Source organism: Sorangium sp. So ce362 (assembly GCF_051519845.1).
In the GTDB taxonomy this organism is placed as follows: Bacteria; Myxococcota_A; Polyangia; order Polyangiales; family Polyangiaceae; genus Sorangium.
In genome coordinates, this window is record NZ_CP150332.1 from 10,117,497 (window position 1) to 10,144,034 (window position 26,538).

The window sequence follows — 26,538 nt, forward strand, 5'->3', positions numbered from 1 at the left end:
GGCCTCGAGCCCGAGCGCAACCCCGGTCGGCCTCAACCCCGGTCGGGTGGCCTCAACCCCGGTCGGGTGGCCTCAACCCCGGTCGGTCGGCCTCAACCCCGGTCGGCCGCCCACCCCCGGCCGCGCTACATCCGCTCCGGGGCCTCGATCCCGAGCAGGCCGAGGCCCTTCGCCAGCACCTCCGCCGTGAGATCGCACAGCGCAAGGCGCGAGCGGCGCACCTCGTCGGTCTCGGCCCGGAGCACCGGACAGCGCTCGTAGAAGGTCGTGAACGAACCGGCGAGCTCGAACAGATAGACGCACAACCGGTGCGGCTCGAGCGTGGCGGCCACGTCCTCGAGCACGGCCCCGAACCGGAGCAGCTCCAGCGCGAGCGCCCGCTCGGCCGGCTCGCCCAGCGCGATCCCGGCGCCGCGCGGCGACTCCACGCCCGCCTTCCGGAAGATCGACCGGATGCGGGCGTGCGCATACATCAGGTAAGGCGCCGTGTTCCCCTCGAACGCCAGCATGCGATCCCAGTCGAACACGTAGTCCTTGATCCGATCGCTCGAGAGATCCGCGTACTTCACCGCCCCCACGCCGACCGCCCGCGCCACCGCGCCCGCGGCCTCGACGTCGAGCTCCGGGTTCTTCTCCCGCACCACCTTCGTCGCGCGCTCCACGGCCTCGTCGAGCAGATCCGAGAGCTTCACCGTGTCGCCGCTCCTCGTCTTGAACATCTTCTTGTCGGCCCCGAGCACCGACCCGAAGGCCACGTGCTCGGCCCGCGCCGGCGGCATGAGCCAGCCCGCCTCCCGCGCCGTCGCGAAGACCATCGCGAAATGCTGGCTCTGCGGCGCGCCGACGACATAGATGAGCCGCCGCGCGCCGACCGTCGTGAGGCGGTGGCGGATCGCCGCGAGATCCGTCGTGGCATAGCCGTAGCCCCCGTCCTGCTTGCGCACGATGAGCGGCAGCGGCTCGCCGCCCTTGCCCGTGAAGCCCGCCGGGAAGACGCAGAGCGCCCCCTCGCTCTCGCGCGCCAGCCCCTTCTGGCCGAGCTCCGCGAGGACATCGACGAGCATCGGGTTGTAGAAGCTCTCACCCGCGAAATCGGCCTCGGTCAGCGTCACGCCGAGGCGGCGGTAGACCGACTCGAAGTAGCGCGTCGACTCGCGGACGAGCTGCCGCCAGAGCCCGAGGGTCTGCTCGTCGCCGCCCTGGAGCCGCACGACCCGCCGGCGAGAGCGCTCGGCGAACGCCGGATCCCCGTCGAATTTGGCGCGCGCCTGCCTGTAAAACGCGTCGAGATCGCCGACCGAGAGCTCCTGCGAGGCGGCGGCCTCGCCGAGATCGAGCATGTGCTCGATCAACATGCCGAACGGCGTGCCCCAGTCGCCCAGGTGGTTCTGGCGGATCACCCGGTGGCCGAGCGCCTCGAGCACGCGCGCGAGGGCGTCGCCGATGATCGTGCTGCGCAGGTGACCGACGTGCATCTCCTTCGCGGCGTTGGGGCCCGAGTAATCGACGATCACCGTCTCGGGCTGCGCCGCGGGCGCGATCCCGAGCCGCCCGCCGCCCGCCGTGTCGGCGAGCTCGCGCGTCAGGTAAGCGTCCTCGAGCGTCAGGTTCACGAACCCCGGGCCGGCGATCTCGACCTTCCGGCAGATCCCGCCGAGCTGCAGCGCCCCCACGATCGCCGCCGCGACCTCGCGCGGCGGTCTGCCGAGGCGCTTGGCGAGCGCCATGGCGGCGTTCGCCTGGTAGTCGGCGTGGCTGGAGCGGCGCAGGGAGGGATCGGTGGCGGCGTGCTCGGCGCCGAACACGGCGGTGATCGCCTCCTGGAAAGCGCGGGAAAGGGCGTGGACGGGATCGGCCATGGCGCATCCTTGGCCCGGGCGCGCGGCCAATTCAATAGGCAAGCCGGCGCTCCACGGCCGCCCCGCGGAGCGGCGCGCGCGACGCGAGCCCCGGCGCGACCGCCTCGGCCGAGCGCTCGAATCCTCGCGCGGTCGATGCGCGTCGACCGCGCGACAATCGACGGATCCACCGATCGAAGCGGGCCTTACCTGCGCGCGCGCAGGCGCGGCGCGCGGCGGCGATCCCCCTTTGACAAAAATCGGGCAAGGTCGGACAGTTCACGCCTCCCGTGAGCGCCTCCCCGCCCCCTGCCCCCGGCGATCCGCCCCCCGCCGCGAGCGACGCGCCCGCGGAGAGCGCGGCGGCCCAGATGGTGGGGGCGATCCTCTCGGACCGGTACCGGATCGTGGAGCTCGTCGCGACCGGCGGGATGGGCGCGGTCTACAAGGCCGAGCACCTGCTCCTGCGCAAGTGGCTGGCGGTGAAGCTCCTCCTGCCCGCAGCGCAGGGCTCTCCGGAGCTCACCGCGCGCTTCGAGCGCGAGGCGATCGCCGGCGCGCACATCCAGCACCCGAACATCGCCTCGGCGACCGACTTCGGGACCCTCCCCGACGGCGCCCGGTTCCTCGTGCTGGAGTACGTCCGCGGCACCACGCTCGATCGCATCATCAAGAAGGGGCCCGTGTCCGCCGCGCGCGCCGCGGAGATCGCGCGGCAGATCGCGGCGGCGCTCGCCGCGGCGCACGAGCGCGGCGTCATCCACCGCGATCTGAAGCCGCGCAACGTCCTGGTCGAGGACGGCACCGACGCCGTGAAGCTCATCGATTTCGGGCTGGCGAAGGTGCCCCTGGAGCGCCTCTCCACGACCGACGCGCAGAGCGGCGACGCGCGGCCAGAGCCCGCCCGCATCACGCTGAGCGGCATCGTCTTCGGCACGCTCGCGTACATGGCGCCGGAGGCGGCGCAGGGCATGGAGGCCGTCGACGAGCGCTCCGATCTCTACGCGCTCGGGCTCATCCTCTACGAGATGCTCGCCGGGAAGCACCCGTTCGACGCGATCGTGCCCGTCGAGCTCTTCCGCGAGCAGTGCAACACGGCGCCGCCGCCGCTCCGCCTGCGCGCTCCCGGCACGGCGGTGCCGCGCGAGCTCGAGGCGGTCGTGATGCGCCTCCTGCGCAAGGACCCGGCGGAGCGCCCCGCGACCGCGCGCGCGCTGCTCGCCGCGCTCGACGCGGCCGTGCCGAGGTCCGAGGCGCTCGGCCTCCTCCCGTGGAAAGAGCCGCTCTCGAGCGGGGCGTGGCCGCTCGGCGATCCGCTGCGCGCGCTCCAGGCCGCCACGCCGCCCGAGCCGCCGGCGCGGCAGGACCGAGCCGCCGCGGCCGGAGGCGCGGCGGCCGGCGATCCCGCGGCAGGAGGCGCCGCGACCGGGGCGCTCGGGGCGCCGCGCGCGACCGCAGGCGCGGGCTTCGACGCGGCCGGGAACGAGGCGCGCGGGGCGGCGGAGCGACGGCCGCGGCCGCGGAGGGGCGCCCGGGGCTGGCTCGTCGCGATGGCCACGGTGGTCGCGGCCGGCGCGGCCGGCGCGGCGCTCCTCCGCCGCCTGCCGGCGGGCGCGCCGGCGCCGGCGGCCGCCCCCCCGGAGCTCCCGGAAGCGACCGCCGCGATGCACGCGCCGGCCGCCGCAGCGCCGGCCGCCGCGGTGCCAGCGGCCCTCGGCGCCCCTCCGCCAGCCCCCCCGGCGATGCCGGCCGCGAGCGCATCGGCCCCCGGGCTGGCCGACTCCGGGGCGGCGCCGGTTGCAAGCGCGGCGCCGGTTGCGAGCGCGGCGCCGGTTGCAGGCGCGACGCCGGTTGCAGGCGCGGCGCTCGCCGATCCGGGGCCGCTCGACCGCACGGAGCTGCCGGCCGAGCGGGAGCGCCTCGTGGGGGCGGTCCAGGCGAAGCGGTGGCAGGACGCGGAGAGCGCGCTCTTCGTGCTGCTCGAGGAGGATCGCTCCGCCTTCGAGCAGCGCGACGTGATGACGGCCGCGGCCGCCGTCACGGTGAAGAGCTCGTACCGGATCGACGGCCGCGCGGACGCGATCTTCGAGGCGCTGGAGAGCCGCCTCGGCGAGGACGGCCTCGACATCGCCTACGAAATCGTGAGCGGCTACGGCGGCACGCAGGGCGGAAAGCGCGCGGCCGCGCTGCTCCGCCGCCCCGAGGTGCTGGAGCGCGCGAGCGTCCCGCTGCGCATCGCCGTGGCGCTGCGCGAGGCCCCCTGCCGTCGCAAGCCGGCGCTCTTCGAGCGCGCGGCGCTCGAGGGGGACGCGCGCGCGCTCGTGTTCCTGGAGATGCTCCGCTCGTCGCAGTGCCAGCCGCGCATCGGGCAATGCTGCTTCCACCACCACGCGGGGCTGGAGCGCGCGGTGCGCGCGCTGCGCGACCGGCTGCGCCACTGACCCCGGCTGCGGGTGGTGGGGCATTTGCCCAGAGAGATGTCACATGAAGGCGGGAAGGCAGGAAAATCATTGAGATTTTCTTCCCGCCTTCCCGCCTTCATGTTCAAATGACCCCACCATCCGGCTGCGCCCGCGCGGATCCAGCTGCGCCCGCGCGGCCCGGGCTCCCGGCGGGACACGGACCCTCCCCGACGGCCGCCGAGATGGGCTACGCTCGCGCCCCCGGTCCCGAGCGCCCAGCAGGAGGCCAGAGCACGGCAGCGGACGCGCGGCGCGGACGACGAGGACGAAGGAAGAGGAATGAGCGACAAGACGAATGAGGAGATCTACAGGGCCTATCTGCTGGCCTATGCGTGCAGCGGCGACACCTCGAAGGTCGCGGTGCTCCAGGACGCGCGCCCGCTGACCGCGACGGTCGCCGCCGCGCTCGCCCTCGCGGAGCGCGACCGCCACGCGGGCGAGCCGCCGGACACGTGGGACTCGCTGACCGAGCGCCTGCAGGCCATGTTCGACGAGTTCGATCCGCACGGGTACGACCTGGCGAGCGGGGAGGACGACGAGCCGCTCGACGACGAGGAAGACGGCGACGAGCCGATCGCCTCCTGAGCCGCGCCTCCACGGCCGCGGCCTCCCATCGCGCTGCGGCGCCTCCCGGGCAGGCGCCGGGAGCCGCCGCCCGCTCACCCCGCGAGGGTCGCGCCGTTCGAGGCGATGACGTCGCGGTACCAGTGCGCCGAGTCCTTGAGCACGCGCTTTCCCGTCGGGTAGTCGACGAAGACGAGGCCGAAGCGGTGCTTGTAGCCGTGGGCCCACTCGAAGTTGTCGAGGATCGACCAGTGGAAATAGCCGTTCACGACCGCGCCCTCGGCGATCGCCCGGCGGAGCTCGATCAGGTGGCGCACCATGAAGTCGATGCGCTGGGGGTCGTGCACCTTGCCGTCGAGCGAGATCCAGTCCCGGGTCGACAGGCCGTTCTCGGTGATCACGATGGGGCGCCTGTACCGCTCGTAAAAGAACCTGGGCCCCCAGTAGAGGCACTCCGGGGTGACCGACCACTCGAAGGCGGTGATCGGATGTCCCACGGGGTGCGGCACGACCTCGGCGGCGCCGCTCGCCCCGGCGCGCACCGGGACTCCCCAGTAGACGTTCACGCCGCAGAAATCGACCGGCTGCGCGATGATCTCCATGTCGCCGCTCCGGACCTCGGGCAGCTCCTTCGCGAACAGGCGGAGCCCGTCCTCGGGGTACCTGCCGAGGAACACGGGATCCATCCACCACGTGTTGGTCCACGTGGTGCGGGCGTTCACCGCCCACGTGGCCGCGCGCGCGGCCTCCAGATCCTCCGGTGACGGGCTGGCGGGGTATTTGACCTGCGCGACCGGCGCATAATAGACGTTGCACTTCCCCGGGCTCGCCGCGCGGATGGCCTGCACCGACCTGCCGTGCGCGAGCAGGACGTGGTGGCACACGCGCAGGACCTCGGCGAAGCGCAGCCGGTCGCCGGGCGCGTGGCGACCCTCGTAATGGCCGGCGCCGGCGAACACCTGCGGCTCGTTGAGCGTCATCCAGTCCTTCACCCGGTCGCCGAGCTTCTTGACCACGACGCTCGTGTACTCGGCGAACCACTCGGCGCTGTCGCGGTTCAGCCAGCCGCCCTTGTGGTAGAGCGCGAGCGGGAAGTCCCAGTGGAACAGCGTGACGTGCGGCTCGACGCCCGCCTCGAGCAGCGCGTCCACGAGCCGATCGTAGAACGCGAGCCCGCGCTCGTTGACGGCGCCCGTGCCCTCCGGCAAGACGCGCGGCCACGAGATGCTGAGTCGATAGGCGCGGAGGCCGATATCGCGCATGAGGGCGACGTCCTCCGGATACCGGTGGTAGTGGTCGCACGCGACATCGCCGGTGTGGCCGTTCCACACCGCGTCCGGCTTCCTGCAGAACATGTCCCACACGGACGGCCCCTTGCCGTCCTCGTACGCGGCGCCCTCGATCTGGTACGACGCCGCCGCGGCGCCCCACAGGAACCCTTCCGGAAAGCCCTTTTCGCTCTGTGCTCGCGTCATGGTGGCCATCACCCTATCAAAGGCGGCCGAGCGCCGCACCACGACGTCAGCCAGCGTCTCGCGCCTCGTAGCCGGCCTCGCGCACGGCCGCGAGCAGGGCTTCGGCCGCCGCGCTCCCCTCGACGACCGCCTCTCCACGCTCGAGGCTCACCTCGCTCACCCGCGTGACGCCGGGGACCTTCGCGAGCGCCTTCGAGACCGCCTGGACGCAGTGGCCGCAGGTCATTCCTTCGATAGCAAGTCTGCGCATCTCCCCCCCTATGCCCGCGCGAGGCAGCAGCGTCAACGCGGGCGCGGCGAGGTCAACGCGGGCACGCCGGGCACGCCTGCCCGCCGCAGTCCACGCCGAGCTCGCCGCCGTTCCGCAGGCCGTCGATGCACGTCGGCTCCTCGCACACGGCCGCCCAGCAGACGCCGGTCTCGCAGTCCGCGCCGGTCGCGCAGCCCTCGCCGGGCGGACAGGGCGACCACGGACCGCCGCAGTCGACGCCGGTCTCGGAGCCGTTTCGCACGCCGTCCGAGGTCGACGGGCTCTGGCAGGTCCTCGGGCTCCCGAGGCACACGCCGGAGATGCAGTCCTGCGGGACGGCGCAGAGCGACCCGCTCTCGCAGGGTCGCCTGCAGATGCCGCCGCAGTCGACGTCGGCCTCGTCCGGGTCGCGCCGCAGGTTGATGCAGTGGCTCGGCGCGCAGAAGCCCCCGCCCTGCTGCGCGCCCACGGTCGGGACGCAGATGCGGCGGGGCCCGCACTGGTCGTCCTCGACGATGCAGTCGAACGGCTGCGCCTCGTAGCAGATCTGGTCGACCTTGTAGAGATCCATGAGGCTGATCCCGTTGTCGAAAGGCACGTGGACAGGCCTGTTCTCCGCCGAGCAGACGTCGGAGGTGCACAGGTTGCCGTCGTTGTAGAAGTCGGCTGGATCCGCCCTGGAGACGACCTCTCCCGCTTGCGTGCACTCCAGCTGCGCGCAGTCGCCGCGCAGCTGGGAGAACAGCGGGCCCGGGTAGATCTCCACCTGGCACACCCTGTCCACGCACTGCCCGACGCCGCAGCGGGAGTCCGGCGGGCCGGCGCACTTCGCGTCGTTGTCGCACGCCGTCCCGGCCGTCCCCGGCGCGCAGCTGAACCAGCCCTCCTGGCACTCGCTGCACGGGCGGCAGGCGAGAAAGCAGTCAGGCGACGTGTCCTCGGGCCCGCAGCACAGCGTGTGGCCCTCCTGGACGCAGGTACACTCGTTGTCCGTGCACTCCGTGCCGGGCGCGTACTCGGTGTCCGACTCACAATCGGCGGTCGACTCGCACCTCCCTCCCAGATGGCTCATCCGCTCGCAGGAAGAAATCGCCACGACGATGAGAAAAGCGGATGCGAAAATGTAATGCTTAAGAAACCTGTTCATGCGTCCAGTCCTCCGGCACGAGGCCATGGCGCCAACACCCCGGCGGCCCCAATCCGCCGTGATGTCGCTTCCAACGGGCGAGGATCCTACTCGGACCCGGCGCAGGTCTGCCAGTCTTGACGACAGTTTTCGCCACCTCGGATTTGCCGAGCAGGAGGCTCCGACGTGGTTACGGGCGCGCGCCTCGTCCATTTCGGATTCAGGTGCTCGTGGCGGCTCTCCGCGGCTGCGTGCTTGCGCCGCCCGCGCCGGAGTGGTTCGCTCCTGCGCGTGACGGCTCGTGAGCACACGGCGCTTGTCGGTCACGGCGGCGTGCACATCGTCGAGGGCGCCGGGGGCACGCGCCGCCATGCGCTCCACCTGGTCAAGGTGATGGTGCCGGTCGACGGTCCTCTCGAGGTCGATGTCGAGGGCGGGCGGCCGTTCGGGGTGCGCGCGCCCGTGCTCACCGGCGCCGGGGTCGTCCATTCCGTCGGCGCGCCGGGCGTGACGGTCACTGTCTTCCTGCCGCCCGATGGGCTCGGCGCCGGCGCGCAGGCGGTCGCCCGCGGGCGGGTGCTGGTCCTCGAGGGTGCGCAGGCCGATCGGGTGCGCGCGGCGGCGCGCGCCGTGCTCCGTGGCCGGCTCGATCACGCGGCGGCGCACGAGCTCATGAGGGCGTGCGCCGCCGCGTTCGCGCCGAGCGGCCCGCCGTTCGATCGCCGCGTGCTGCGCGCGATGCGCCGCCTCGCGGAGCAGGCGCCGGGTCGCCCCGCGCTGGGCCCGCTCGCCGCCGCGGAGGGCCTCTCGCGCTCGCGGCTCTCGCACCTGTTTCACGACGCCTTCGGCCACCCGCTGCGCGACTACGTGACCTTCCTGCGCGTCATGACGGCCGTCCGGGCGCTCGTGGAGGCACCGCCGGCCCGGGCGGCGCTCGCCGGCGGCTTCCACGACCAGGCCCACCTGGCGCGCGCCGTCGCCGCCACGCTGGGCCGCACGCCGGGCTCGGTCGCGCGCAGCCACTTCGTACAAGCGCCGGCCGCAGCCGGGCCCAGGATGATCCCCTGAACCCCAGGAGGACCCATGCCCCCTCGCGCTCTCGGCGCAGCCCGCGTCGCCCTCGGCCTCATCGTCCTGCTCGGCGGCATCAACGGATTCGTGCGCATCGTGCCGGTCCCCGAGCCGCTTCACCCGTTCGTCCAGCTGCTGGTCGACAGCGGCTATATCCATGCCGTCAAGATCGTGGAGATCACCGCCGCGGTCCTGCTCCTCCTCGACCGGCGCCGCCCGCTCGCGCTCGCGCTGCTCTGGCCGGTCGTGGTGAACATCGCCCTGTTTCACCTGCTGCTCGACCCCCGCGCCGGCATCAACGCCGTCATCCTGCTCGGCCTGCTCGGCGCCCTCACCTGGCACGATCGCCGCGCGTTCGCGCCGCTCTTCGCCGAGGGGCGCTCCGGATCGACCGCCCCCGTGAACAGCGCGACGCGCGCCTCGCCCGTGTAGCGCCGAGGCGCCCGGGAGAGAAGCGTGAAGAGAGCAACCACAGAGGCACAGAGGAAGGGAGTGAGAGAGATTTAATATCTCCTGTCCTCTCCCTCTGTGTCTCTCCCGGGCGGGCGCGCACGCGCCGCAGCGGCGCTGCTACGGCGGGCTGTCCTGGAGCACGCCGTCGGGCACGAGGCGGAGCGAGCGCACAGCGCCCTCGCGCGCGAGCAGGACGGCGCCGAGCAGGCCGGCCTCGCTGCCGAGCGGAGAGGCGACCACCGGCACCTCCCCGGCGCGGACGGCGTGGCGCGGCAGCTCCTCGCGCAGACCGTCGATCAGGATGTCGGGCGCGGCGAGCATCTCGCCGCCCAGCACGATGAGCTGGGGATTGAGCAGGTTCAGCAGGACCCCGATGCCGCGCGCGAGCTGCGCGCCCGCCTCGCGGAAGATCGCGCGGGCGCCCTCGTCGCCGGCGAGCGCCGCGCTCGCGACGTCACCGACGGCGTGCGGCCGGGAGAGCGCGGCCAGGTGGGGAGAGCGCGCCGACGCTTCCTCCGCGGCGCGCCGGAGCGCCATGACCGAGGTGAACGTCTCCAGACAGCCGCGGCGGCCGCAGCCGCAACGCGGGCCGTCGTCGGCGATGCGGCAGTGGCCGATCTCGCCGCTGTACCCCTGCATTCCGAAGAACAGGCGCCCATCGACGACGAGGCCCGCGCCCACGCCGAGCCCGACGTACAGCCACACGTACGACGCGAGCCCCCGCGCGGCGCCGAGCTCCCCCTCCGCCACCGCCGCCGCCTGAGGCAGGTTGTACACGGACACCTGCATGCGGAGCGCGCGGCTGAGCTCCGCGCGCACGGGGAACCGCTCCCAGCCCAGGTTGGGCGCAAGCACGCAGATGCCGCTCGGCCGCTCGATGAGCCCGGGCATGATGACGCAGGCGCCGCGCAGCCGCTTCCGCGGCACCCCGCTCAGCTGCAGCACCTTCGGCAACAGCTCGACAATGTCACGGACCGTCCGGTGCGGATCGCGCAGGACGGTGGGCTGCTCCAGGCGCGCCCGCATCCGCCCGCGCGCGTCGGCCACGGCCACGGCCGTCTGCTCGACGCCGATCTCGATACCGAGGAACGCCGCGCTATCATCGTTGAACTCGAGGAGCCGCGCCGGGCGCCCGCCGCGCGACTCGGTCCCGACATCGCGGACGCTGCCGCTCTCGAGCAGCTCCTCGATGATGGCCGAGACCGTCGGCTTGGTCAGGCCGCTCAGCCGCGCGAGGTTCGTGCGGGAAATCGGGCCGTGCTCCTGCACGAGATCGAGGACGAGGGAGCGGTTCAGCTCCCGAGGGGTGCGGTTGCTAGCCGTCTTGTCGTTCGCACGGACCATCGAGCAGACCGAGACTTAGCCGTTCTCACGCGGTGAAAGCAAGGGGCGTCACCGCCGCGCGCCCAGGAAACGCGCGCGGCGCCCCGCCGGGCATCATCATCCGCCAGGCCGCGCGCGGGCGCTCCTTGTCGCCCTCGCCTCCCCGCGGCGTTCTCCACCCTTCTCCACCGGCTTACTTCCGTTGATTTCCTCCTCGCTCACCGCGCACCACTGCGCTCCACGCCCCGGACGCCCGCGGATCGCCGGAGCAGTTATGTCAGCATCACACACGCTGTGACCCGGAGAACGACCACGGCCTCGGCGGCGCCCCTCCAGGTCTCGCGCGTAGCAAACTGCCTCGCAGGAAGGGAAGGAATCGTACGATGAGCACCCCCGTGTGGCGGAACGCCTCATCCTCGCGTGTGAGGTGGGAACAGGGTGTGCGCGCGCTCTCCTCCCCGTCCGACCCGTCCGGATCCGACGATCGCCGCGCTCCGCGCTGCCGTGACGTTGCAAAGTTCAGCGACGAGCGGGCTCATCTCTTCTCGCGGGGAACGCTGATTGCAAACGGCCCATGCGGGAGGCGACCAGACGCTGAGTCGATGAGAGCTGCTGACGACGTGGATGACCGAAGGAGAGCGATCGTCAAGGCGCTGGAGTGCGGACGTACCGACGCACTACCGCCCCAGGTCGGGCGTGGGCTCGACGACATGGAGGATACGGCGACATCGCAGAGAGACGCGAGACGCAGGGCAGCCCTGGCGCGAGGGCCGGTCGGCCCGCTCTCTCAGCGGCGATTGACGGGTCCTTGACCGGGTCCTAGCAACCGCCTGCCTGGGATAGCAGGCCGAGGCAGCTCGCCCGGCGGCTGCGCTGGCGTCGCCCTGCTCGCACGCGATTCGCATTTCCGAGGAGACGCCCGGAGCGCTGGGCCTGTCTCTTCACGAGGAGTTTGCACGATCATGAAGATGGCAGATGTTCTGGGTGCTGTTCTCGCTGTAACACTCGCTGGCTGCACGGCATCATACGACCATGCCGAGGCCGAGGCGCTGGAGGAGACCGGGGCAGTCGAGGGTGCGATCAGGCTGAGCGACGTGGCGCTCGTCCCGGCATATTTCGATCACGAGAACCGCTTCACGGTGGACCGCGGGCGATCGGTTCATGCGCACTTCACGAGCCACCCGGGCAGGACGATCACGCTCGAGCTGCAGTCGATCGCCGGGGGCAGGGACGCCGCTGTCGACTTCAGGCTCCACGAGGTCACGCGCGACGGGAGGCTGAGGCACGTCCGGCGGACCAGGGGCCCCCGCGGGCAGGCGATCTCGACGTGGGAGAGCCGGGGCACCGGGGCGTATGTCGTGCAGATCCTCTCGCCGCGGACGCTCGTCGAGGTGGAGCTCCGGCTCTCCTGCGGCGCCGACGTCTGCTCGCCCGTGGCGCAGCCGGGCGACATGTGCGCCGGCATCGCGGGCATCCGCTGCGCCGAGGGCCTGTATTGCGACTTCGCCCCCGAGGCGAACTGCGGCGCGTACGACCGCAGCGGCACGTGCGAGTTCGTGCCCGAGGCGTGCAGGGAGGACTACGATCCTGTCTGCGGATGCGATGGCCGGACGTACGGCAACGACTGTGTAGCGGCGACGGCCGGCGTCTCGGTGAGGAGCCTCGGGGAGTGCGGCCCCACGGTGGTGGGGCTCGGCGAGAGCTGCGGCGGCTTCACCCTCGGCGGGCTGCGCGTGTGCGGCGAGGGGCTTTACTGCAAGTACGCGCCCGACGCGATCTGCGGGCGCGCGGACGCGGCCGGCAGCTGCGCGGACAGGCCCGAGGTCTGCACGAAGGAGCTCGCGCCCGTGTGCGGCTGCGATGGCCAGACCTACTCCAACGCCTGCATCGCGGCCGCGAGCGGCATGTCCGTCGATGTCCGGGGCGCGTGCGACAGCGCACCTGTGGAGTGAACGACATCGGCGCGCCGCTCTCCCCGCCCGATCACGCGACTCTTCCGGACGCCTGGCCGTGACGACGCCGGGCGCCCAGCGCGACGACGCCGGGCGCGCTGGGCGGCGAGGAGCGCGCCGCTAGATCGTCTCCCAGCGCCCGCTCTCGGCGGAGCGGTAGAGCGCGTCGATGACCCGCATGTTGCCGACCGCGACCTCGATCGAGTTCTCGACGGGGCCACCCGTGCGGATGGCGCGCGAGAACGCCTCGCTCTGCAGGTGGTACTGGTCGACGGCGGGGAACGAGGTGACCTGGGCCGAGCTGCAGTTCAGCGTCGAGCCGTCATCGAGGAAGAGCCTGCACGGCTGGTCGGCGGGGGCGTTGACCGGAATCTCGATCTCGATGCGGCCCTTGATACCGAACGCGTTCACGCGCTGGTAAGCCACCGCCTGCGTGCTGCACGTGAACGTCACGTGCGCGCCGCCGTAGTCGAGCAGGCCCGAGGTCAAGCGATCGGTGCCGAAGTCGGGATCGCGCGCGATGAGCGCCATCGCCCGCGCGGGCTCGCGCCCGAACAGGAAGCGCGACGTGTTCACCGCGTAGCAGCCGATGTCGTAGAGCGCGCCGCCCCCGACTTCCTTCCTGTTGCGGATGTTGGCGGCGTCGCGGTTGAAATACGAGAGCGCCATCTGGACGCTGACCAGGTCGCCGATCTGGCCGCTTCGCACCCACTCCCTGGCCTGCTGCCACTGCGGGTGGTTGCGGATCATGAACGCTTCGGTGATCCGCTTGCCCGTTTCGCGCTGGACGGCGACCAGCGTCTCGGCTTCGTTGGCGCTGAGCGCAATGGGCTTCTCGCACAGGACGTGCTTGCCGGCGCGGGCCGCGCGCGCCGTCCACTCCACGTGCAGGTGGTTGGGCAGCGGGTTGTAGATGGCATCGATCTCCGGATCGCCGAGCAGCTCTTCGTAGCTGCCGTACGCTTTCGGGATCCCGAGCGACTGCGCGGCGGCGCGTGCCTTGCCGAGGTCGCGCGATGCAAGCGCGGCGAGCTGGGTCAGGGGCCCCCGCTTCATGCCGGGCAGGCTGACATTCATCGCGAAGTGGCTCACCCCGAGAACGCCCCAGCGCACGGGGGTGAGGGGTTCATCGGAGTTCGGACCTTGGGTAGACAGGGACATGGGCACCTCGCTGCTCGCGAAGCTAGAGGCCCACGGCGCGTCTGTAAACGCCCTCCGCGCCACGATCGCAGCGCGTTCGAGGGGGCGCCGAGCCGCGCGCTGCACCCGGGCTGGCGCGGAGCAGCGCGGAGATCGCCCAAGGCTCGTCCCCGACTCGGCGCCCAGGATGGGCCCCGGGGCCGGCGCCTCGACGAGACCTCCCGCGCGACGCGCGACCGGGATGAGCTAGAGCTCTCCCCCGGCGCTCCCCTCGCCGTGCCGGTGCGCTCGCGCCCGCCGCTCCCGGTTCTTCGCCACGCGCGCCGCCCGGCTCGCCAGGAGCTCCGGCGACGGCTTGCGCCCGCGGTGCGGCGCCTGCTCGGCGTGGTGCTCGTCGAACGACCCCGGCTCGCTGCCGAGCTCGAAGATCGCGACCTCGCGCTGACCGCGCTCGCCGAGCCGCAGCGGCATCACCGCCGCGCCGATCCCCGCCCCCACGTAGACCGCCCCCTGGCCGGGCTCCCCCCGCTGGCGCGTGCCGTAGAGGCCGTGGATGTACCGGTGCCCCGCGATCTTGCCGATCGAGAGCTCGTGCAGGCGCGCGACCGTCACCTGGCCCGCGTGCGTGTGACCCGAGAGCACGAGCGGGATGCCGTGACGCCAGAGGCCGTCCGCCTCCTCGGCGATGTGCGAAAGGCCCAGCGTCGGCAGGTCGCGCCGCATTCCCTTCACCGCCTTCTCGCGCGACGCGTGGCCGGTATAGGCGTCGTCGAGCCCCACCACCTGGAGCCGCTCGTGGCCCAGCGTGATCACCGTGCTCGCGTTGCAGAGCACCGCGACGCCGCCCCGCTCGAGCGCGCGCCTCACCGCGTCGGCGCCCGACCAGTGATCGTGATTCCCCAGCACCGCGATCACCGGCGCCTCGAAGCCGCGCACCACCTCTTCCAGCTGATCGAGGTAAAGCTGGCTGTGACACACGAAGTCGCCCGTGAGCACGACCAGATCCGGCCGCTGCTGGTTCGTCAGCGCCACGGCCGCGCGCTGCACCCGCACCGGCGTCACCCGGCCGACGTGCTGGTCCGTCAGGTGAGCAATGCGAAGCGACGACAGCTGCTCCAGGTAAGCCGCCGGCCCCGCGAAGCGCCGGAGGCGAATCCCCAGGGTCGGGTCCGCTTCCCCGGCATCCGGCACCCCACCCGAGGCGCCCGCGCCTCGCCTGAAGAGCCCACGCCACCGCTCCCTTGCATCCCTGGCAGGTACTGCGTCGCTCACCGTCGCCGAGTGTACGGGTGAGGTTGAGTGGCCGCCACCTTTTCTTTCGTCGAAGACGCCTTGATGCTGGCAGCGCAGCAATCCGCCCGTCCGCTGCCTGCCCGCCCGCCCGCGTCAACCTTGGAAAACTCCGCGCTCGTGCGACTCGGGCCTCCCTCACCGAGCCTGAGCTCGGCGGATCAGGTCGCGATCGATGGAAGCCAGGGTGGGGCAGCCCGCGAGCGCCATGGCGATCGACAGCTCGTCGCGCAGGCCCGCCAGCACGCGCGCGACCCCCTCGCCGCCGAGCGCGGCGAGACCCCACAGGACTGGCCGCCCGACCAGCACCGCGCGGGCGCCGAGCGCGAGCGCCTTCAGCACGTCCGTACCCCACCGGACACCGCCGTCCATCAGCACCAGGCACCGCCCGGCGACCGCATCGGCGATGGCCGGGAGGACCTCGATCGTGGCGGGGGCGCCGTCGAGCTGCCGCGCGCCGTGGTTGGAGACGATGACGCCCGCCGCGCCGGCGCCGAGCGCGCGGACCGCGTCGTCGGGCCGGACGATGCCCTTGAGCAGGAGAGGGAGCCGCGTGATCGAGCCGAGCCACTCGACATCGCGCCACGTGAGCGAGGCGTCGTGTCGCGAGGCGACGTAGGCCGCGAGCAGAGAGCCCCGCTCCGCGGCCGGCGCGGCCGCCGCGGCGTCGAAAAGGTTCGCCATCACGAGCCCCTCGGGCAGCGCGAAGCCGTTGCGCACGTCCGCTATCCGGCGGCCGAGGAGCGGTGTGTCGACGGTGAGCATCAGCGCCCGGTAGCCGGCCGACTCGGCCCGCTCGACGAGCGCGCGCGTGAGGCCTCGGTCCTTGTGGACGTAGAGCTGGAACCACTTCGGCCCCGGAGACGCTTCCGCGACCCCCTCGAGGCTCGTCGTCGAGAGGGTGGAGAGCGTGAAAATGGTGCCGAGCTCGGAGGCCGCCCGCGACGAGGCGAGCTCGCCGTCGGGGTGCGCGAGGCGCTGATAGGCGGTCGGCGCCACGAGGATGGGGAACGGCACCGTCGTGCCGAGCAGGGTCGTGCTCATGTCCCGCTCGGCCACGTCGACGAGGACGCGATAATGAATCTCGAGGCGGCGGAAGGCGTTGCGGTTCTCCCGGAGCGTCCTGCCCTCGTCGGCGCCGGATCGGTAGTAGTCATAGGCCATCTTGGACAGGCGCGCGCGCGCTGCGCGCTCGAAGTCGTCGACGGTGAGCAGTGACGGGGCGGGGGGAGGGTCTTGCACGGTGATCTCCTGGAGAGCCCGGCGATGCGTCCAGTCAGTCGCAGGCGGGGAGCTGAGCGCTCGCGGGCTGCTCTCCGCCCTTGAGGTCGAGCATCCCTTCCACGGTGGAGCCGTTGATGTCGGTGGCGCGGACATGGTACGGCGCAGACCCCATGTCCCCGTCGCCGACGAGGAAATAGTTGTACGACTGTCGCGTGGCCGTCTGCCACGTGCCGTTAATCTCCACCTCCACCTTCTCGATCGGGTGCGCGTGGCCCTCGACGACGATCTCGTTCCAGTACCGGTTTGTCGCGTCCTTGAGTCGGAAGGTGACGGGACCCGTCGTGGGGCACGGGATGTACCGCCAGGAGATCTTCCCGGCGGCGCCGCCGTTTGTGGTCCCGAGATACCCCTCGTGCTCGGCGCCGATCTGGAGAAAGGCGTTCTTGCTGAGATCGATGTGGCCCTTCACGCACTTCGGGTTCGTGGCGATCGGGCACTGGTCGACGACCATGGCCTGCACCTTGCGCCCGTCGTCCCGGGAGACCTCCACGCACGCGCCGCACATCCCCGCGCTGTCGTAGTCCGTGGTGTTCATGGCGGCGAAGTACCGGCCTCCGCCGAAGGGGACGTGCGCGACGACGTCCGGGTTCCGCCCGGTGATCTGGTAGCTGCAGTTCACCTCGGTCGAGCCCATGTCGAGCGTGTAGAAGGTGATGGAGCCGTTCGCGGCCTCCGCGGGATAGTTGCAGCTCACCGACGGGCCGCCCGCGCCCGTCGTGGTGGTGGCGGTGGTCGTGGCGCCGGGATCGCCGCTGCTCGTCGAGGCGCTGCCGGTCGTCGCGGAGCTGCTCGGGCCAGCGCCCATGCCCGTCGTGGCGCCGCTCGCGCCCCCGGCGCCGGCCGCGCCCGCGCCGCCCTCCCCGCCGGCCGCGGTCGAGGTGCTCTCCGTACCGCCGGCGTCGCCACCGCCGGCGTCGCCGCCGCCGTCGCCGCCGCAGCCGGCGACGCCGAGCGCGCTCAGCGACAGGAGCGGCCATAAAATGCCCGTGGGCACGCAATCCAGCTTCATCTCGGCTCCTTAAGAATTATGATAGGGATGGATCCGCGAGTCGACGCGACTGGCTTACGCCAGGCGGGCCAACCGTGCAACAGCCGCGGCGCGCCGCCGCCCGATGGGAAAAGGGCCCTGACGCACGTCGCGCAACATGCGGGGCACCGGCCTGGCGGACTGCCATGTTCAAACGCGGCAGCGAGCCTCACGGCCCCAGGGCGCGCTGTTCGATGAAGGTGCCGGCGTCCGTCGTGTACGCGATCCACAGCGAGCCGTCGCGCTCCGCCTCGATCGCGACGTGGTTGAACGATGTGCCCTCCACGGCGAGGCAGCGCGGCTGAAACCGCCCTTCGCCGTCGAGCTGGCCGAGCTCGATCGCGTGCCGCGACCCGGGCTCGCGCGCGATCGGCCGGACCCGGGCGACGTGGATCGGGGAGACGCCCTGCGTGGCCGCGATGGGCGCGGGGCTCAGCCCGTTGGGGTAGAGCGACCAGGCCGCCGGCATGTCGTCGCGCGGCGCCTCGTCGATGCGGATCGCCGCCATGCCGAACGCCGACATGTCCCTGGCCGCCGGGAGGAGCACGTACGCCGGGCCCCCGGCGCCGACCGCGAGCGCGCCGCCCATCCGCGACTCGCCCGCGTCGCCGACGAACAGCACCGCGTCCGGCCCGAGCTCGATCTTGCCCTCCGGCGTGAGGCCGAGCGTGCGGGCGTGCACCGGCGTCAGCGCCGAGCGCGCGTCGATGTACATCGCGAGCGCCCCGCCCTTCCACGGCGACAGCGCGACGAAGGTCGCGCCGCTGCCCTCCTCGGAGAGCGGCACGGCGGGCCTGTCGTCCAGCCCCGCGAAGGCCTGGGTCACGACCCCCTCGCTGGTCTTCCGATCCGAGAGAAAGGCGAGGAGCGTGTGCCCTCCGGGCAGCGAGACGGCGGAGATCCCGGTGCCGCGGCGCCCGGCGCCGATGGGCGGCCCCTCCGCGCCCCAGAGCGGGGTCCTCCGGATCGTGCCGCCGTGATCCATGCAGAACACGAACCGAGAGGCCACCGCGCACGCCGGCCAGGAGGCGCGCGCCGGCTCTCCGCCGGCGGCCCCGGCGTCGGGCGCGGCCTCCCGGGGCGGCGAGGCCGGCGCGGCGAGCGCGCCGAGCGCCGGCGCGGCGTCCCGGGGCGGCGAGGCCCCCGCGGCCAGCCCGAACGACGGCGCGGCGAGCCCGCCGAGCGCCGGCGCCACGTGCTGCGCCACGCCGTCGCGGTTGAAGATCACCCGGAAGTCGGTGCGCGCCGCCTCGTCCGGGGTCCACAGCAGCGCCGGCCCGCGGAGCGAGAGCGAGAGCGGCCCCCGCAGGAGCTTGCAGCCCGCGCCAGGAGCCGCCGCTGCCGCGTCCGGTGCCGCCGCGTCCGCCGCTGCCGCGTCCGGTGCCGCCGCATCTGCCGCTGCCGCGTCCGGTGCCGCCGCGTCCGCCGCTGCCGCGTCCGGTGCCGCCGCATCCACCCCCCCCGCGTCCAGCGACAGCGCGCTCGCCGGGCTCGCGGTGGACGCAACGGAGGGCGGCGGCCCGGCAGCGCCCGCGTCCGGCGCCGGCCCGGCGCCCGGCGCGCCCGAGCCCCCACGACAGGCGGCGAGCGTTGCCAGCACGAGCGCGCACGCGCGCAGGGGCGGAGAGCTCATCACCGCAGCCCGACGCCGAGCAGCGCCAGGATGTTCCCCGGACAGGTGGAGGCCCGCGACCATGATGTGGAGACGCGCTATCCTGACAGCCGCGCCGAGCATGTGCCGGACCTACTGCTCGAGCACCGTGATCGACCGGTCCCAGTACGACGCGACCGCCGCCCGCGCGCCGTCCTTCGAGACCGCCACCGCGCACGCGCCCTTGCCGGTGGGCAGCGACGCGACAACCTGCGGCGGATCGCCCGCGATGACCGCCACGCCGCTGCCGACCGGCGGCCACTGGGTCCCGCCGAGCGCCACGAAGAGCGTCTTCCGATCGGGCGACGTCACGCCCGTCCGCGGGACCCCGCCGAGCGGGAGCGTGCTCTTCACCGTCATCGTCGAGAGATCGATGACGCTCGCGGTCCGCGCCTCGGCGTTGAGCGTGATGCCGTACCGGTCGTCGTGGAGCAGGAAGCCCGCTGTCGGCCCGACGCCGACGGGCGCCTTCCGCGTCTCGGTCACCCCGGCGACGCGCAGCAGGATCGCCGTGTTGGACAGCCGATCCGGGAAGAACACGGCGCCTCCATCCCGGGTGATGTCGCCCTCGCGCGGCTCGCGCCCGACAGCGATGCTCCGCCGCGTCGCGCCGAACGGCGACTCGCTCGGGTCGAACAGGTCGATCCAGGCGCCGGCCGGCCGGCCGGCGTGCGTCAGCGCGCCGAGCGCCGCGATGTAGGGGCGCCCCTCGGCCTGCACGAGGAACAGCTGCCCCGTCGCGTGCGGGAGCGTGATGTTCGCGAGCCGCACCCCCGTCGGCAGCTCGAACTTCATCACGCGCTTCGTGTCCGTCGTCGCCGCGACAACCGTCCTGCCGTCCGGCAACGCCACGATGTCGCCCGGCGTCCGGCCGACGTCGAGCAGCACCGGATCGCGATCCCACGCGGTCGTGTCCATCACCGGGATCCGCGCGGCGTCCACGTGCCGCAGCACCGCGACGTAGCGGTCGAACAGGAGCCGGATGTGGTCGCCCTGCGCCGGCATCGACGCCTTGTGGGCGATCTCGCCGCTCTGGAGCGCGTACTCGCGCAGCGAGGCGTCGTCGGCGCTGACGTAGATCGACGTGCCGCTCGGGTTGAAGACGATGTCGAGCGGGTGCACGTCCCCGATCCGGATCTCGCGGGCGCGCCAGCGGCCCTTCGGATCGAGGGGCGGCGGCGGCGCTGGCTCCGGGCTGTCCGGGCCGAACGCCGCGGGGTTCGGCGCCTGGTCGGACGCGTCGACCGCGCCGGCGCCCTCCGGCGTGAGCGCGGTCAGCGGCGGGGCCTCGCCGACGGGCGACTTCAGGCTGGTCAGGGTGGCGATGATCACGGCCGCGACGCCGCACGCCACCGACACCGCGGCCCGCGCCAGGCGCGGCTCGCGGCCGGAGAGCGAGGCGGACGACCCGCGGGGACGCTCGCCGAGCCACGCCTTGCAGGCGCGGCACTTGCGCGCGCCCTCGACGATGCGGGCGCCGCAGCTCGGGCACGGGACGCGACGCTCGCTCATTGCAGCACCCACGCGACCTTGGCGCGATCGCCGAGCGCGAGCGCCGAGCCGCCGTCCGGGGCGAGCCGGATGCGCGTCGGCTCGCCGCCGAGCGGGTGGACCTTCGCCGCGTAGCTCTTCAGATCGACAAGCGCCACCGAGCCCCCGCCGTCGCCGCTCAGCGCCACGACCGCCTGCGTCCCGTCCGGCGCGATCGCCATGTCGAGCGCGCGGCCGGGGAACGTGACAGCGCGGATCAGCTCGCGCTTCGACAGGTCGAAGATCTGGAGCGCGCGCCCCTCGTTGCACCGCACGACGGCGCGCCGGTCGATCCGGACGAGCTCGATCTGCTCCGGCTCGCGGCACGTCGTGATGCGCGCCTCCTGCCGCACCGCGCCCGACGGGAGCCAGGTGAGCGGCACCAGGGTGTTCGCGGCGCGGAGGGCGACGAAGCCCGCCGAGCCGTCCGGGGTCATGAGCGCGCCGACCGGGTTGCCCACCATCGAGGTGCGCACGCGATCCTGCTCCGAGCCGAGCCGGCTCGGGTCGAACGGATAGGCGACGCCGCCCGACGGCTCGCGCTGGCCGTGCAGCGGGAGCTGGCCCGTCGTCGTGATCGCCCGGGTGCCGCTGTCGTCGACGGCCACGGGGCCCACCGCGTCGTCGCCGAACTGGATGCGCTCGATCTCGGCGTGGTACTCGGTCGCGAGGATCGCCACCGCGTGCGCCTCCGGCAGCGAGGCGAGCGCGCGCCGGCCCGAGGCGCCGACCTGGATGTCGCCCACGGCCTCGCCGAGCTCGATCGTCTTGAGCAGCCGCGTCGTGGCGGCGTCGATCACGTAGATGCGCGAGGGCGACGTCGCGTAGACGACCTCGCCCACGCGGTGGAGGCGCCGCACGTTGGGCGCCTCGGTGACGAGGCTGAGCGCCTCGCCGGTCCGCGAGCTGCGCACCTCCAGGCCGGAGGACAGCGCGACAGCGAAGCGGTCACGGTCGAGCGGGAGCGCGTCGAACGCGTCCTTGGGCAGCGAGAAGGGCCCGGCGATCGAGGGCGCGTCGACGACGTGGCCGACGTCGTTCGGGCGCTGCCAGACGCAGCGGCCGAGCTGGCACGACTCGCCGCTCCAGCACGGCGCCCCGCACACCGGGGTCGGAGGAGGGACCGCCGTCGCGGCCCGGGACGGCGCGAACCGGTGGGGCGCCAGGTAGCGCAGCGCCCCGCCGGTGCTGATGAGCCCGAGGATGGCGCCGATCGTGACGAGCGGGCGCCAGTGCAGGGAGAGCCAGCTCGCGTCCGGGGGGGCGTCGGGGATCGAGGGGGCCCGCACCGATGGCTTCGGCCCGTCGGTCGGCTCCCCGCACTCCGGGCAGAGGACGACCCCGGCGGCGATGCGCTCGAGGCAGACTGGACAGCTCGCCTCGCCGGCGGCGGGCGACCGGCGCGACGGCGGCTCGAGCCACTGGGCGGGCAGCGGGCTCGCCTCGGCGGCGTGGAAGGCCTCCTGCGCGTCAGCGGCGCTGGAGCCAGGCTCGATATCGCTCCGCGTCTCATGATCCACTGCTTACCTGCGTCTCTTCCGTGACGAGCGGTCCCCCCGCGTACTCCGAGCGTGCCCGGATGTCGAGCCCCTCGTGGCGGCGCAGCCGGCGCGGCGACGCGCGCCCGCCGCCGCGAACGGGAGGACGGTCGTGGGGAAATCGCGCTGCTGCCGGGAAGGCCCGCGGCGCGACGAGGGTCGCAGGGGGCTCAGGCGAGCGTGGCTGTGGCCGCCAGCTCAGGAGTCGACCAGCGGCCGCTGGATCGCCGAAACATCGGTGTCATCGAATGAACCGGTTCACCCCCGGTCCTCGTCGCCGGGAGCCATGAGAAGAAACGACTGTATTAGATCAAACAATTTTGATCCTTGGTCGCGCTGCCCTCTGGCGACGATCGCTCGGCGAGCGGTGATGGCAGAAAATGCCAGTCGCAGCACATAAAAATGCGCCTTTGCCGCGTAAGATTCCACCGAATGACGCATCACGTCAGCGCACAACCAGCGTGCCATCGTGCTATTTTGCAGATCGGGGCATCGGGACGGCATCTTAACGCGAGGTTGGCGATGAATAAGACACTTGGTTGCTTGGTGGCACTTGCGCTTGTGGGCTTGCTGGGTGGGTGCGGAGCGGTGAACGACGGCGAGACCAGCGGAGGCAACACGTCGTCGAACGGCTCCGGCGGTCCGGGGGGATCTGGCGGGCCCGGGGGGACCACTGGATTCGATGACAGCTTCGGCTCGGTCAATCCCACCACCGGCAGCGGCGGCGGCGGGACCCCTGACGAGGGGGATCAGGCAAACGGCGAGTCGTGCGACGGCAGGTTCACCGGCCGCGTGCGCGACTTCAAGGTCGATCACCCCGACATGGAGCCGCAAGACTCCGGCAAGTGCGTCGGCTGCAACGACCACGAGATCGTCACCGACGCCCTTGGAGAGGACCAGAAGCCCGTCTACGCCGGCGGGCCCGACGGCACCAGGAGCACGACCGGCAAGGCGGCCTTCGACATGTGGTTCCGCGACGTGGAGGGGGAGAACATGGCGACGAACATCACGCTCCAGTTCACGGACTCCGACAACGACGGCGTGTGGACGTACAACAACCGGGCGTTCTTCCCGATCGACGATGCGCTGTTCGGCAACGAGGGGCTGCAGCACAACTACCACTTCACCTTCGAGATGCACATGGGCTTCGAGTACAAGGGCGGCGAGCGGTTCACGTTCGCCGGCGACGACGACGTGTTCACGTTCATCGACGGGAAGAAGGTCGTCGACCTCGGGGGCGTGCACGTCGAGCAGACCGAGGTCGTCGACCTCGACACGCTCGGGCTGGAGGTCGGGAAGAAGTATCAGCTCGACTTCTTCTTCGCCGAGCGCCACGTGACCGACTCCCATTTCCGGATCGACACGTCGATCGAGTTCATCGACTGCGGCGTCGTGGTCAAGTGACGCCGGGGACCGAGCTCGACCCGAGGACCGCCGCGAGCATCAGCAGGTGGCTTGCGGTGTTCGCGAGGCAGTGGACCCACAGGGATATCCTCAGGTCCTCCTTGCGCCACGTGGCCCACACCGTGGGCAGGAAGTAGCAGATCCTGGAGAGCGCCTGCCAGGGCGACCACAGGTGGTAGAGGGCGAAGAGGACCATGTTCAGGACCGGCGCCCACCTTCCGAGGTGTGAGAGCCGGGGCAGCAGGTAGCCCCGGAAGTAGAGCTCCTCGACCACAGGCAGGATCAGCCCGCTCAGGACGAGGGAGACCAGCAGCGTCGTGACCGCCACGGAGGATGCGTGGCCCGCGAGGAACTCCCCGGTCCCCCCGACGCCGACGAAGTACCGCTCCGGCACCCAGAAGAAGAGCCTCTCCAAGAGCCAGAAGTCGAGCGGGGCAAGGCTTGCCCCGACGGCAAACGTCCAGACGAGGAGCGCGGCCACGAGCGCGACGAGGACGCCCCGCCGCGTCGGGCTCCCGCGGTAGAGCACCACTCCCTCGAGGGAGGGCCGCCCATGTTTCTTCCATCCCAGGTAGAGGAGCAGCCCGAGCTCCGCCGGCACGAGCGCCAAGGACATGGCGACCACGATGCCGAGCAGCGGAGGGTAGCCGAGGGCGTCCGCGACGGGGGCCGCCACAAGCATGCAGGCCGCCCCGATCAGGACGCCCGGGACGAGGTGCAGGGCCACGGAGAGCGGGACCGTGTGCTGCGTACGCATCCAATGCCCTGCAAGCCCCCCGACCTGGGCGTCCCCCGTCCCCCCGTTCGCCACAGCGCTCATCCGCCCGCTCCCTTCGCTCAAAGACCTGACCTGCACCGAGTCAACTCCCTCGTCCGTAGGTCTTCAGATAGGAGTGAACGCTACGTTGCGTTTTTCATTACGTCAACGCCATCGGCCCGCATAACTGCTTGCACCACAGGCAAATATCGACGTCGTTGCAATGATATGGGAGCAAACGCAACCTCGGTCCCATCGGTCGTTGCAATGTGCTGAGCGTGAACGCACACTGGACCGACCCTTGGGCCGCAGGAGGCAGGCACGGATGCCGGGAGGCAGGCTGACCCACCAGGACCGCCAGCACATCGCCGCGGGATTGGTCGAAGAGCTCGGGTACGCCGAGATCGCCAGGCAGCTGGGCAGGCCAACATCCACCATCAGCCGAGAGGTGGCCCGGAACGGCGGACCTGACGGCTACCGGGCAGACCAGGCCCACCAGGCCACCGGGCGGCGCGCCCGCCGACGCAAGCAGGCCCCGACCCAGGAGCTACCGGCCGCGGTCGAGATCTACGGCCGCGACCCGGACGCAACGCGCGGCTTCGTGGAGCAGTTCGCGGCGCTGATGGTCCAGACAGGGCTTCCACGGATGGCGGCCCGGGTGCTCGCCTGTCTGGTCACGACCGACTCTGGCGCCTTGACCGCCGCCGAACTGGTTCAGCATCTGTGGGTCAGCCCCGCGTCGGTGTCCAAGGCCATCGGCTATCTCGAGGGGCTTTCGTTGGTCCGGCGCGAACGCGATCCCCGGCGGCGGGAGCGCTACATCATCGACGACGACGTCTGGCTCCGGACGTGGATAACGAGCTCTCGAACGAACGCCATGTGGGCCGATGCCGCGGAGCAGGGAGCCGCGATCTACGGCGCCGGCACACGCGCCGGAGCGCGGCTGAACCATATGGGCCAGTTCTTCGCGCGCCTCAGCGAGGACATGGCCGGCGGCCCCACCGAAGTCGCCATCGACGACTCGCGCACCGTGCTCGCCGCGCTCGTGCACGCCGGCGAAGCGCTCACCGTGGACCAGCTGGCCACCGCGTTGGGCTGGCCGCCGAACCGCGTCACCAACGCACTGCACGACGCCGAACGACGCCCCGACATCACCGACCCTGTCGCGCTCCAGCGCGCCGAGCCCGGCGCCTACACCTTCACCGCCAGGCCCGACCGGCTCACCACAAGACAACGCGAGGCGCTCAGAGCCTGTCCGGCAGCTGAGTAAGTGCAACTGGAGTACTAGTCCTGGCAGGCGAACTGCGGGGGGAAGCTCTCGAGCACGGCACAGTCGTCGCCGCACTCCAGGTGACAGTCCATGCAGTCGTCGTACGCGGCCTGGTCGGACGTGGCGACCTGGCCGACCAGGGCGTCGCACGCCGCCCTCGCCTCTTCCTTGTCGTAGCCGCCGCCGCAGCCGAGCGCGGCGCCCCCGAGCGCGCCCACGACGAGGACCGCGACGACCCACGAATCTGCTCTGCTCTTGCTCATCATGCTCCCTCTCATTCTGCGCAGGTGAATGTCTGCGGGCAGGCCCCCGACGGCTCGCAGGCGTCGCCGCACTCCTCGTAGCAGCTCACGCACGCGTCATGGCTCTCGTCGGTGGCGCAGGACGGCACCGCGGCGCGCAGCTGATCGCAGCGCTGCTGCGAGTCCTCCGTCGAGAGCCCCCCGCAGCCGGACGCGAGCGTGACAAGCGAGAGCAGCACCGCGCCAATACCCAGCCTTCGAGCCATCGTCGCCTCCCTTCGAGCTCCCCGAGCGTAACCGAAATGCCGCGGTGGGGCGCGGCTTTCGGGGCCGCGCGCTCCGTCGGCAGGCCGCGCCGGGCGCTCAGTCGGCCGGCTGCGCCGGCCGCGCCACCGGGGCGAGCCCGTACGTGCCTGCGCCGCTCACCTGGATCCACGCGCGCATCACCTGGATGGGGCGCCCCGCCCGCGCCACGGCGGCGGCCGCCGCGTCGAGGTCGCGCGCGCACGCGGCGTGCAGGTCGTCGCTCGTCTCGTGATCCTCCGCCGAGCGGCGGATCCAGACCGCGGTCGACGGCATCGCCGCGCCCTCGTGCCTGTCCTGCCAGCGCCTGCCGACGAGGTGCGCCCGGAGGAGCTTCCGCGCGTCCGCGGGGGTGTCCGGGTGAAGCTCGTAGACCATGGTCGCGATGAATGACCTCATGCGCCCGAGCCTGCCGGAGCGGGGCCGGCCCGTCCAGGAGGCAGGCGCTGGCCCGCGCGCGGCGGCTGGAGCGGCGGCTGGAGCAGCGGCGGCTGTTCAGCTCGGTTGAGCGCCTGGTTGCGTCCGAGCGTGAGCGCGCTTATGCGGTGATGGCCAGCGGCCATGTTGCGCCTGCATTTACATGATGCT

25 protein-coding genes are annotated in these 26,538 nt (G+C 72.3%); 8 read left to right on the forward strand and 17 right to left on the reverse strand.

Annotation, left to right across the window (positions count from 1 at the left end):
• Positions 1–125: 125 nt before the first annotated feature.
• Positions 126–1,859, reverse strand: coding sequence for an arginine--tRNA ligase (gene argS / locus WMF17_RS38985; protein WP_437598506.1), 1,734 nt, complete (start codon positions 1,857–1,859; stop codon positions 126–128).
• A 269-nt stretch (positions 1,860–2,128) separates the two neighbouring features.
• On the opposite strand from argS, the gene WMF17_RS38990 reads away from it, so the two are divergent.
• Positions 2,129–4,279, forward strand: a complete 2,151-nt coding sequence (locus tag WMF17_RS38990; RefSeq protein ID WP_437598507.1) for a protein kinase domain-containing protein — start codon at positions 2,129–2,131, stop codon at positions 4,277–4,279.
• 300 nt (positions 4,280–4,579) lie between these two features.
• Positions 4,580–4,885 (forward strand): hypothetical protein, encoded by a 306-nt coding sequence (locus WMF17_RS38995; protein WP_437598508.1) that lies wholly within the window; start codon positions 4,580–4,582, stop codon positions 4,883–4,885.
• A gap of 74 nt (positions 4,886–4,959) precedes the next feature.
• Here WMF17_RS38995 and WMF17_RS39000 read toward each other — a convergent pair whose 3' ends face one another.
• From WMF17_RS39000 to WMF17_RS39010, 3 genes are read right to left on the reverse strand one after another with little or no spacing between them, the layout of a single operon-like run.
• Positions 4,960–6,339 carry a GH1 family beta-glucosidase gene (locus tag WMF17_RS39000; protein ID WP_437646106.1) on the reverse strand — a complete coding sequence of 460 codons (1,380 nt, stop codon included), beginning with the start codon at positions 6,337–6,339 and terminating at the stop codon, positions 4,960–4,962.
• A gap of 46 nt (positions 6,340–6,385) precedes the next feature.
• A complete protein-coding gene (locus WMF17_RS39005; protein ID WP_437598510.1) occupies positions 6,386–6,589 on the reverse strand; it encodes a CopZ family metallochaperone in 204 nt (67 codons plus the stop codon).
• A gap of 52 nt (positions 6,590–6,641) precedes the next feature.
• Entirely contained in the window at positions 6,642–7,736 is a 1,095-nt protein-coding gene (locus WMF17_RS39010) for a hypothetical protein (RefSeq protein ID WP_437646108.1), read from the reverse strand.
• 270 nt (positions 7,737–8,006) lie between these two features.
• Here WMF17_RS39010 and WMF17_RS39015 point away from each other — a divergent pair, with 270 nt between their 5' ends.
• Both WMF17_RS39015 and WMF17_RS39020 read left to right on the forward strand, forming a co-directional pair.
• Positions 8,007–8,783, forward strand: coding sequence for a helix-turn-helix domain-containing protein (locus WMF17_RS39015; protein WP_437646110.1), 777 nt, complete (start codon positions 8,007–8,009; stop codon positions 8,781–8,783).
• A 15-nt stretch (positions 8,784–8,798) separates the two neighbouring features.
• The gene (locus WMF17_RS39020; RefSeq protein WP_437598513.1) at positions 8,799–9,218 is read left to right on the forward strand and encodes a membrane spanning transport protein; all 420 of its coding nucleotides are present in this window, start codon (positions 8,799–8,801) and stop codon (positions 9,216–9,218) included.
• Between the two features lie 138 nt (positions 9,219–9,356).
• Here the strand turns inward: WMF17_RS39020 and WMF17_RS39025 are convergent, their stop codons facing one another.
• A complete protein-coding gene (locus WMF17_RS39025; RefSeq protein WP_437598514.1) occupies positions 9,357–10,583 on the reverse strand; it encodes an ROK family protein in 1,227 nt (408 codons plus the stop codon).
• Between the two features lie 941 nt (positions 10,584–11,524).
• Between WMF17_RS39025 and WMF17_RS39030 the strand changes: the two genes are divergently transcribed.
• Positions 11,525–12,514, forward strand: coding sequence for a Kazal-type serine protease inhibitor family protein (locus WMF17_RS39030; protein WP_437598516.1), 990 nt, complete (start codon positions 11,525–11,527; stop codon positions 12,512–12,514).
• 120 nt (positions 12,515–12,634) lie between these two features.
• Here the strand turns inward: WMF17_RS39030 and WMF17_RS39035 are convergent, their stop codons facing one another.
• The 4 genes from WMF17_RS39035 to WMF17_RS39050 form a co-directional block, all read right to left on the reverse strand.
• The gene (locus tag WMF17_RS39035) at positions 12,635–13,675 is read right to left on the reverse strand and encodes a Gfo/Idh/MocA family protein (RefSeq protein WP_437646112.1); all 1,041 of its coding nucleotides are present in this window, start codon (positions 13,673–13,675) and stop codon (positions 12,635–12,637) included.
• Positions 13,676–13,900: 225 nt separating this feature from the next.
• Positions 13,901–14,926 (reverse strand): metallophosphoesterase, encoded by a 1,026-nt coding sequence (locus WMF17_RS39040; RefSeq protein ID WP_437646114.1) that lies wholly within the window; start codon positions 14,924–14,926, stop codon positions 13,901–13,903.
• A 156-nt stretch (positions 14,927–15,082) separates the two neighbouring features.
• On the reverse strand, positions 15,083–16,186 hold the full coding sequence (locus tag WMF17_RS39045) for an alpha-hydroxy acid oxidase (RefSeq protein ID WP_437646116.1): 1,104 nt from the start codon (positions 16,184–16,186) through the stop codon (positions 15,083–15,085).
• A gap of 34 nt (positions 16,187–16,220) precedes the next feature.
• Complete coding sequence (locus tag WMF17_RS39050; RefSeq protein ID WP_437646118.1) at positions 16,221–16,922, reverse strand: expansin EXLX1 family cellulose-binding protein; 702 nt, start codon at positions 16,920–16,922, stop codon at positions 16,221–16,223.
• Here WMF17_RS39050 and WMF17_RS39055 point away from each other — a divergent pair.
• A complete protein-coding gene (locus tag WMF17_RS39055) occupies positions 16,912–17,250 on the forward strand; it encodes a hypothetical protein (protein ID WP_437646120.1) in 339 nt (112 codons plus the stop codon). The two genes, WMF17_RS39050 and WMF17_RS39055, sit on opposite strands and share 11 nt — an antisense overlap.
• 174 nt (positions 17,251–17,424) lie before the next feature.
• Here WMF17_RS39055 and WMF17_RS39060 read toward each other — a convergent pair whose 3' ends face one another.
• From WMF17_RS39060 to WMF17_RS39075, 4 genes are all read right to left on the reverse strand, one after another.
• Positions 17,425–18,888, reverse strand: a complete 1,464-nt coding sequence (locus WMF17_RS39060) for a hypothetical protein (RefSeq protein WP_437646122.1) — start codon at positions 18,886–18,888, stop codon at positions 17,425–17,427.
• 111 nt (positions 18,889–18,999) lie between these two features.
• The gene (locus tag WMF17_RS39065; protein ID WP_437598525.1) at positions 19,000–20,418 is read right to left on the reverse strand and encodes a hypothetical protein; all 1,419 of its coding nucleotides are present in this window, start codon (positions 20,416–20,418) and stop codon (positions 19,000–19,002) included.
• The gene (locus WMF17_RS39070; RefSeq protein WP_437598526.1) at positions 20,415–21,956 is read right to left on the reverse strand and encodes a YncE family protein; all 1,542 of its coding nucleotides are present in this window, start codon (positions 21,954–21,956) and stop codon (positions 20,415–20,417) included. Before WMF17_RS39070 ends, WMF17_RS39065 begins: the two co-directional genes overlap by 4 nt.
• Positions 21,957–22,232: 276 nt before the next feature.
• Complete coding sequence (locus tag WMF17_RS39075) at positions 22,233–22,442, reverse strand: hypothetical protein (protein WP_437598528.1); 210 nt, start codon at positions 22,440–22,442, stop codon at positions 22,233–22,235.
• Positions 22,443–22,562: 120 nt separating this feature from the next.
• Between WMF17_RS39075 and WMF17_RS39080 the strand changes: the two genes are divergently transcribed.
• Entirely contained in the window at positions 22,563–23,378 is an 816-nt protein-coding gene (locus WMF17_RS39080) for a fibro-slime domain-containing protein (protein ID WP_437598530.1), read from the forward strand.
• Here the strand turns inward: WMF17_RS39080 and WMF17_RS39085 are convergent.
• Positions 23,371–24,135, reverse strand: coding sequence for a CPBP family intramembrane glutamic endopeptidase (locus WMF17_RS39085; protein WP_437646124.1), 765 nt, complete (start codon positions 24,133–24,135; stop codon positions 23,371–23,373). The two genes, WMF17_RS39080 and WMF17_RS39085, sit on opposite strands and share 8 nt — an antisense overlap.
• Before the next feature lie 325 nt (positions 24,136–24,460).
• On the opposite strand from WMF17_RS39085, the gene WMF17_RS39090 reads away from it, so the two are divergent.
• Positions 24,461–25,405 carry a MarR family transcriptional regulator gene (locus tag WMF17_RS39090; RefSeq protein WP_437646126.1) on the forward strand — a complete coding sequence of 315 codons (945 nt, stop codon included), beginning with the start codon at positions 24,461–24,463 and terminating at the stop codon, positions 25,403–25,405.
• 14 nt (positions 25,406–25,419) lie between these two features.
• Here the strand turns inward: WMF17_RS39090 and WMF17_RS39095 are convergent, their stop codons facing one another.
• The 3 genes from WMF17_RS39095 to WMF17_RS39105 form a co-directional block, all read right to left on the reverse strand.
• Positions 25,420–25,671, reverse strand: coding sequence for a hypothetical protein (locus WMF17_RS39095; RefSeq protein WP_437646128.1), 252 nt, complete (start codon positions 25,669–25,671; stop codon positions 25,420–25,422).
• An 8-nt stretch (positions 25,672–25,679) separates the two neighbouring features.
• On the reverse strand, positions 25,680–25,913 hold the full coding sequence (locus WMF17_RS39100) for a hypothetical protein (protein WP_437598532.1): 234 nt from the start codon (positions 25,911–25,913) through the stop codon (positions 25,680–25,682).
• 97 nt (positions 25,914–26,010) lie between these two features.
• The gene (locus WMF17_RS39105; protein WP_437646130.1) at positions 26,011–26,349 is read right to left on the reverse strand and encodes a hypothetical protein; all 339 of its coding nucleotides are present in this window, start codon (positions 26,347–26,349) and stop codon (positions 26,011–26,013) included.
• Between the last annotated feature and the right edge of the window lie 189 nt (positions 26,350–26,538).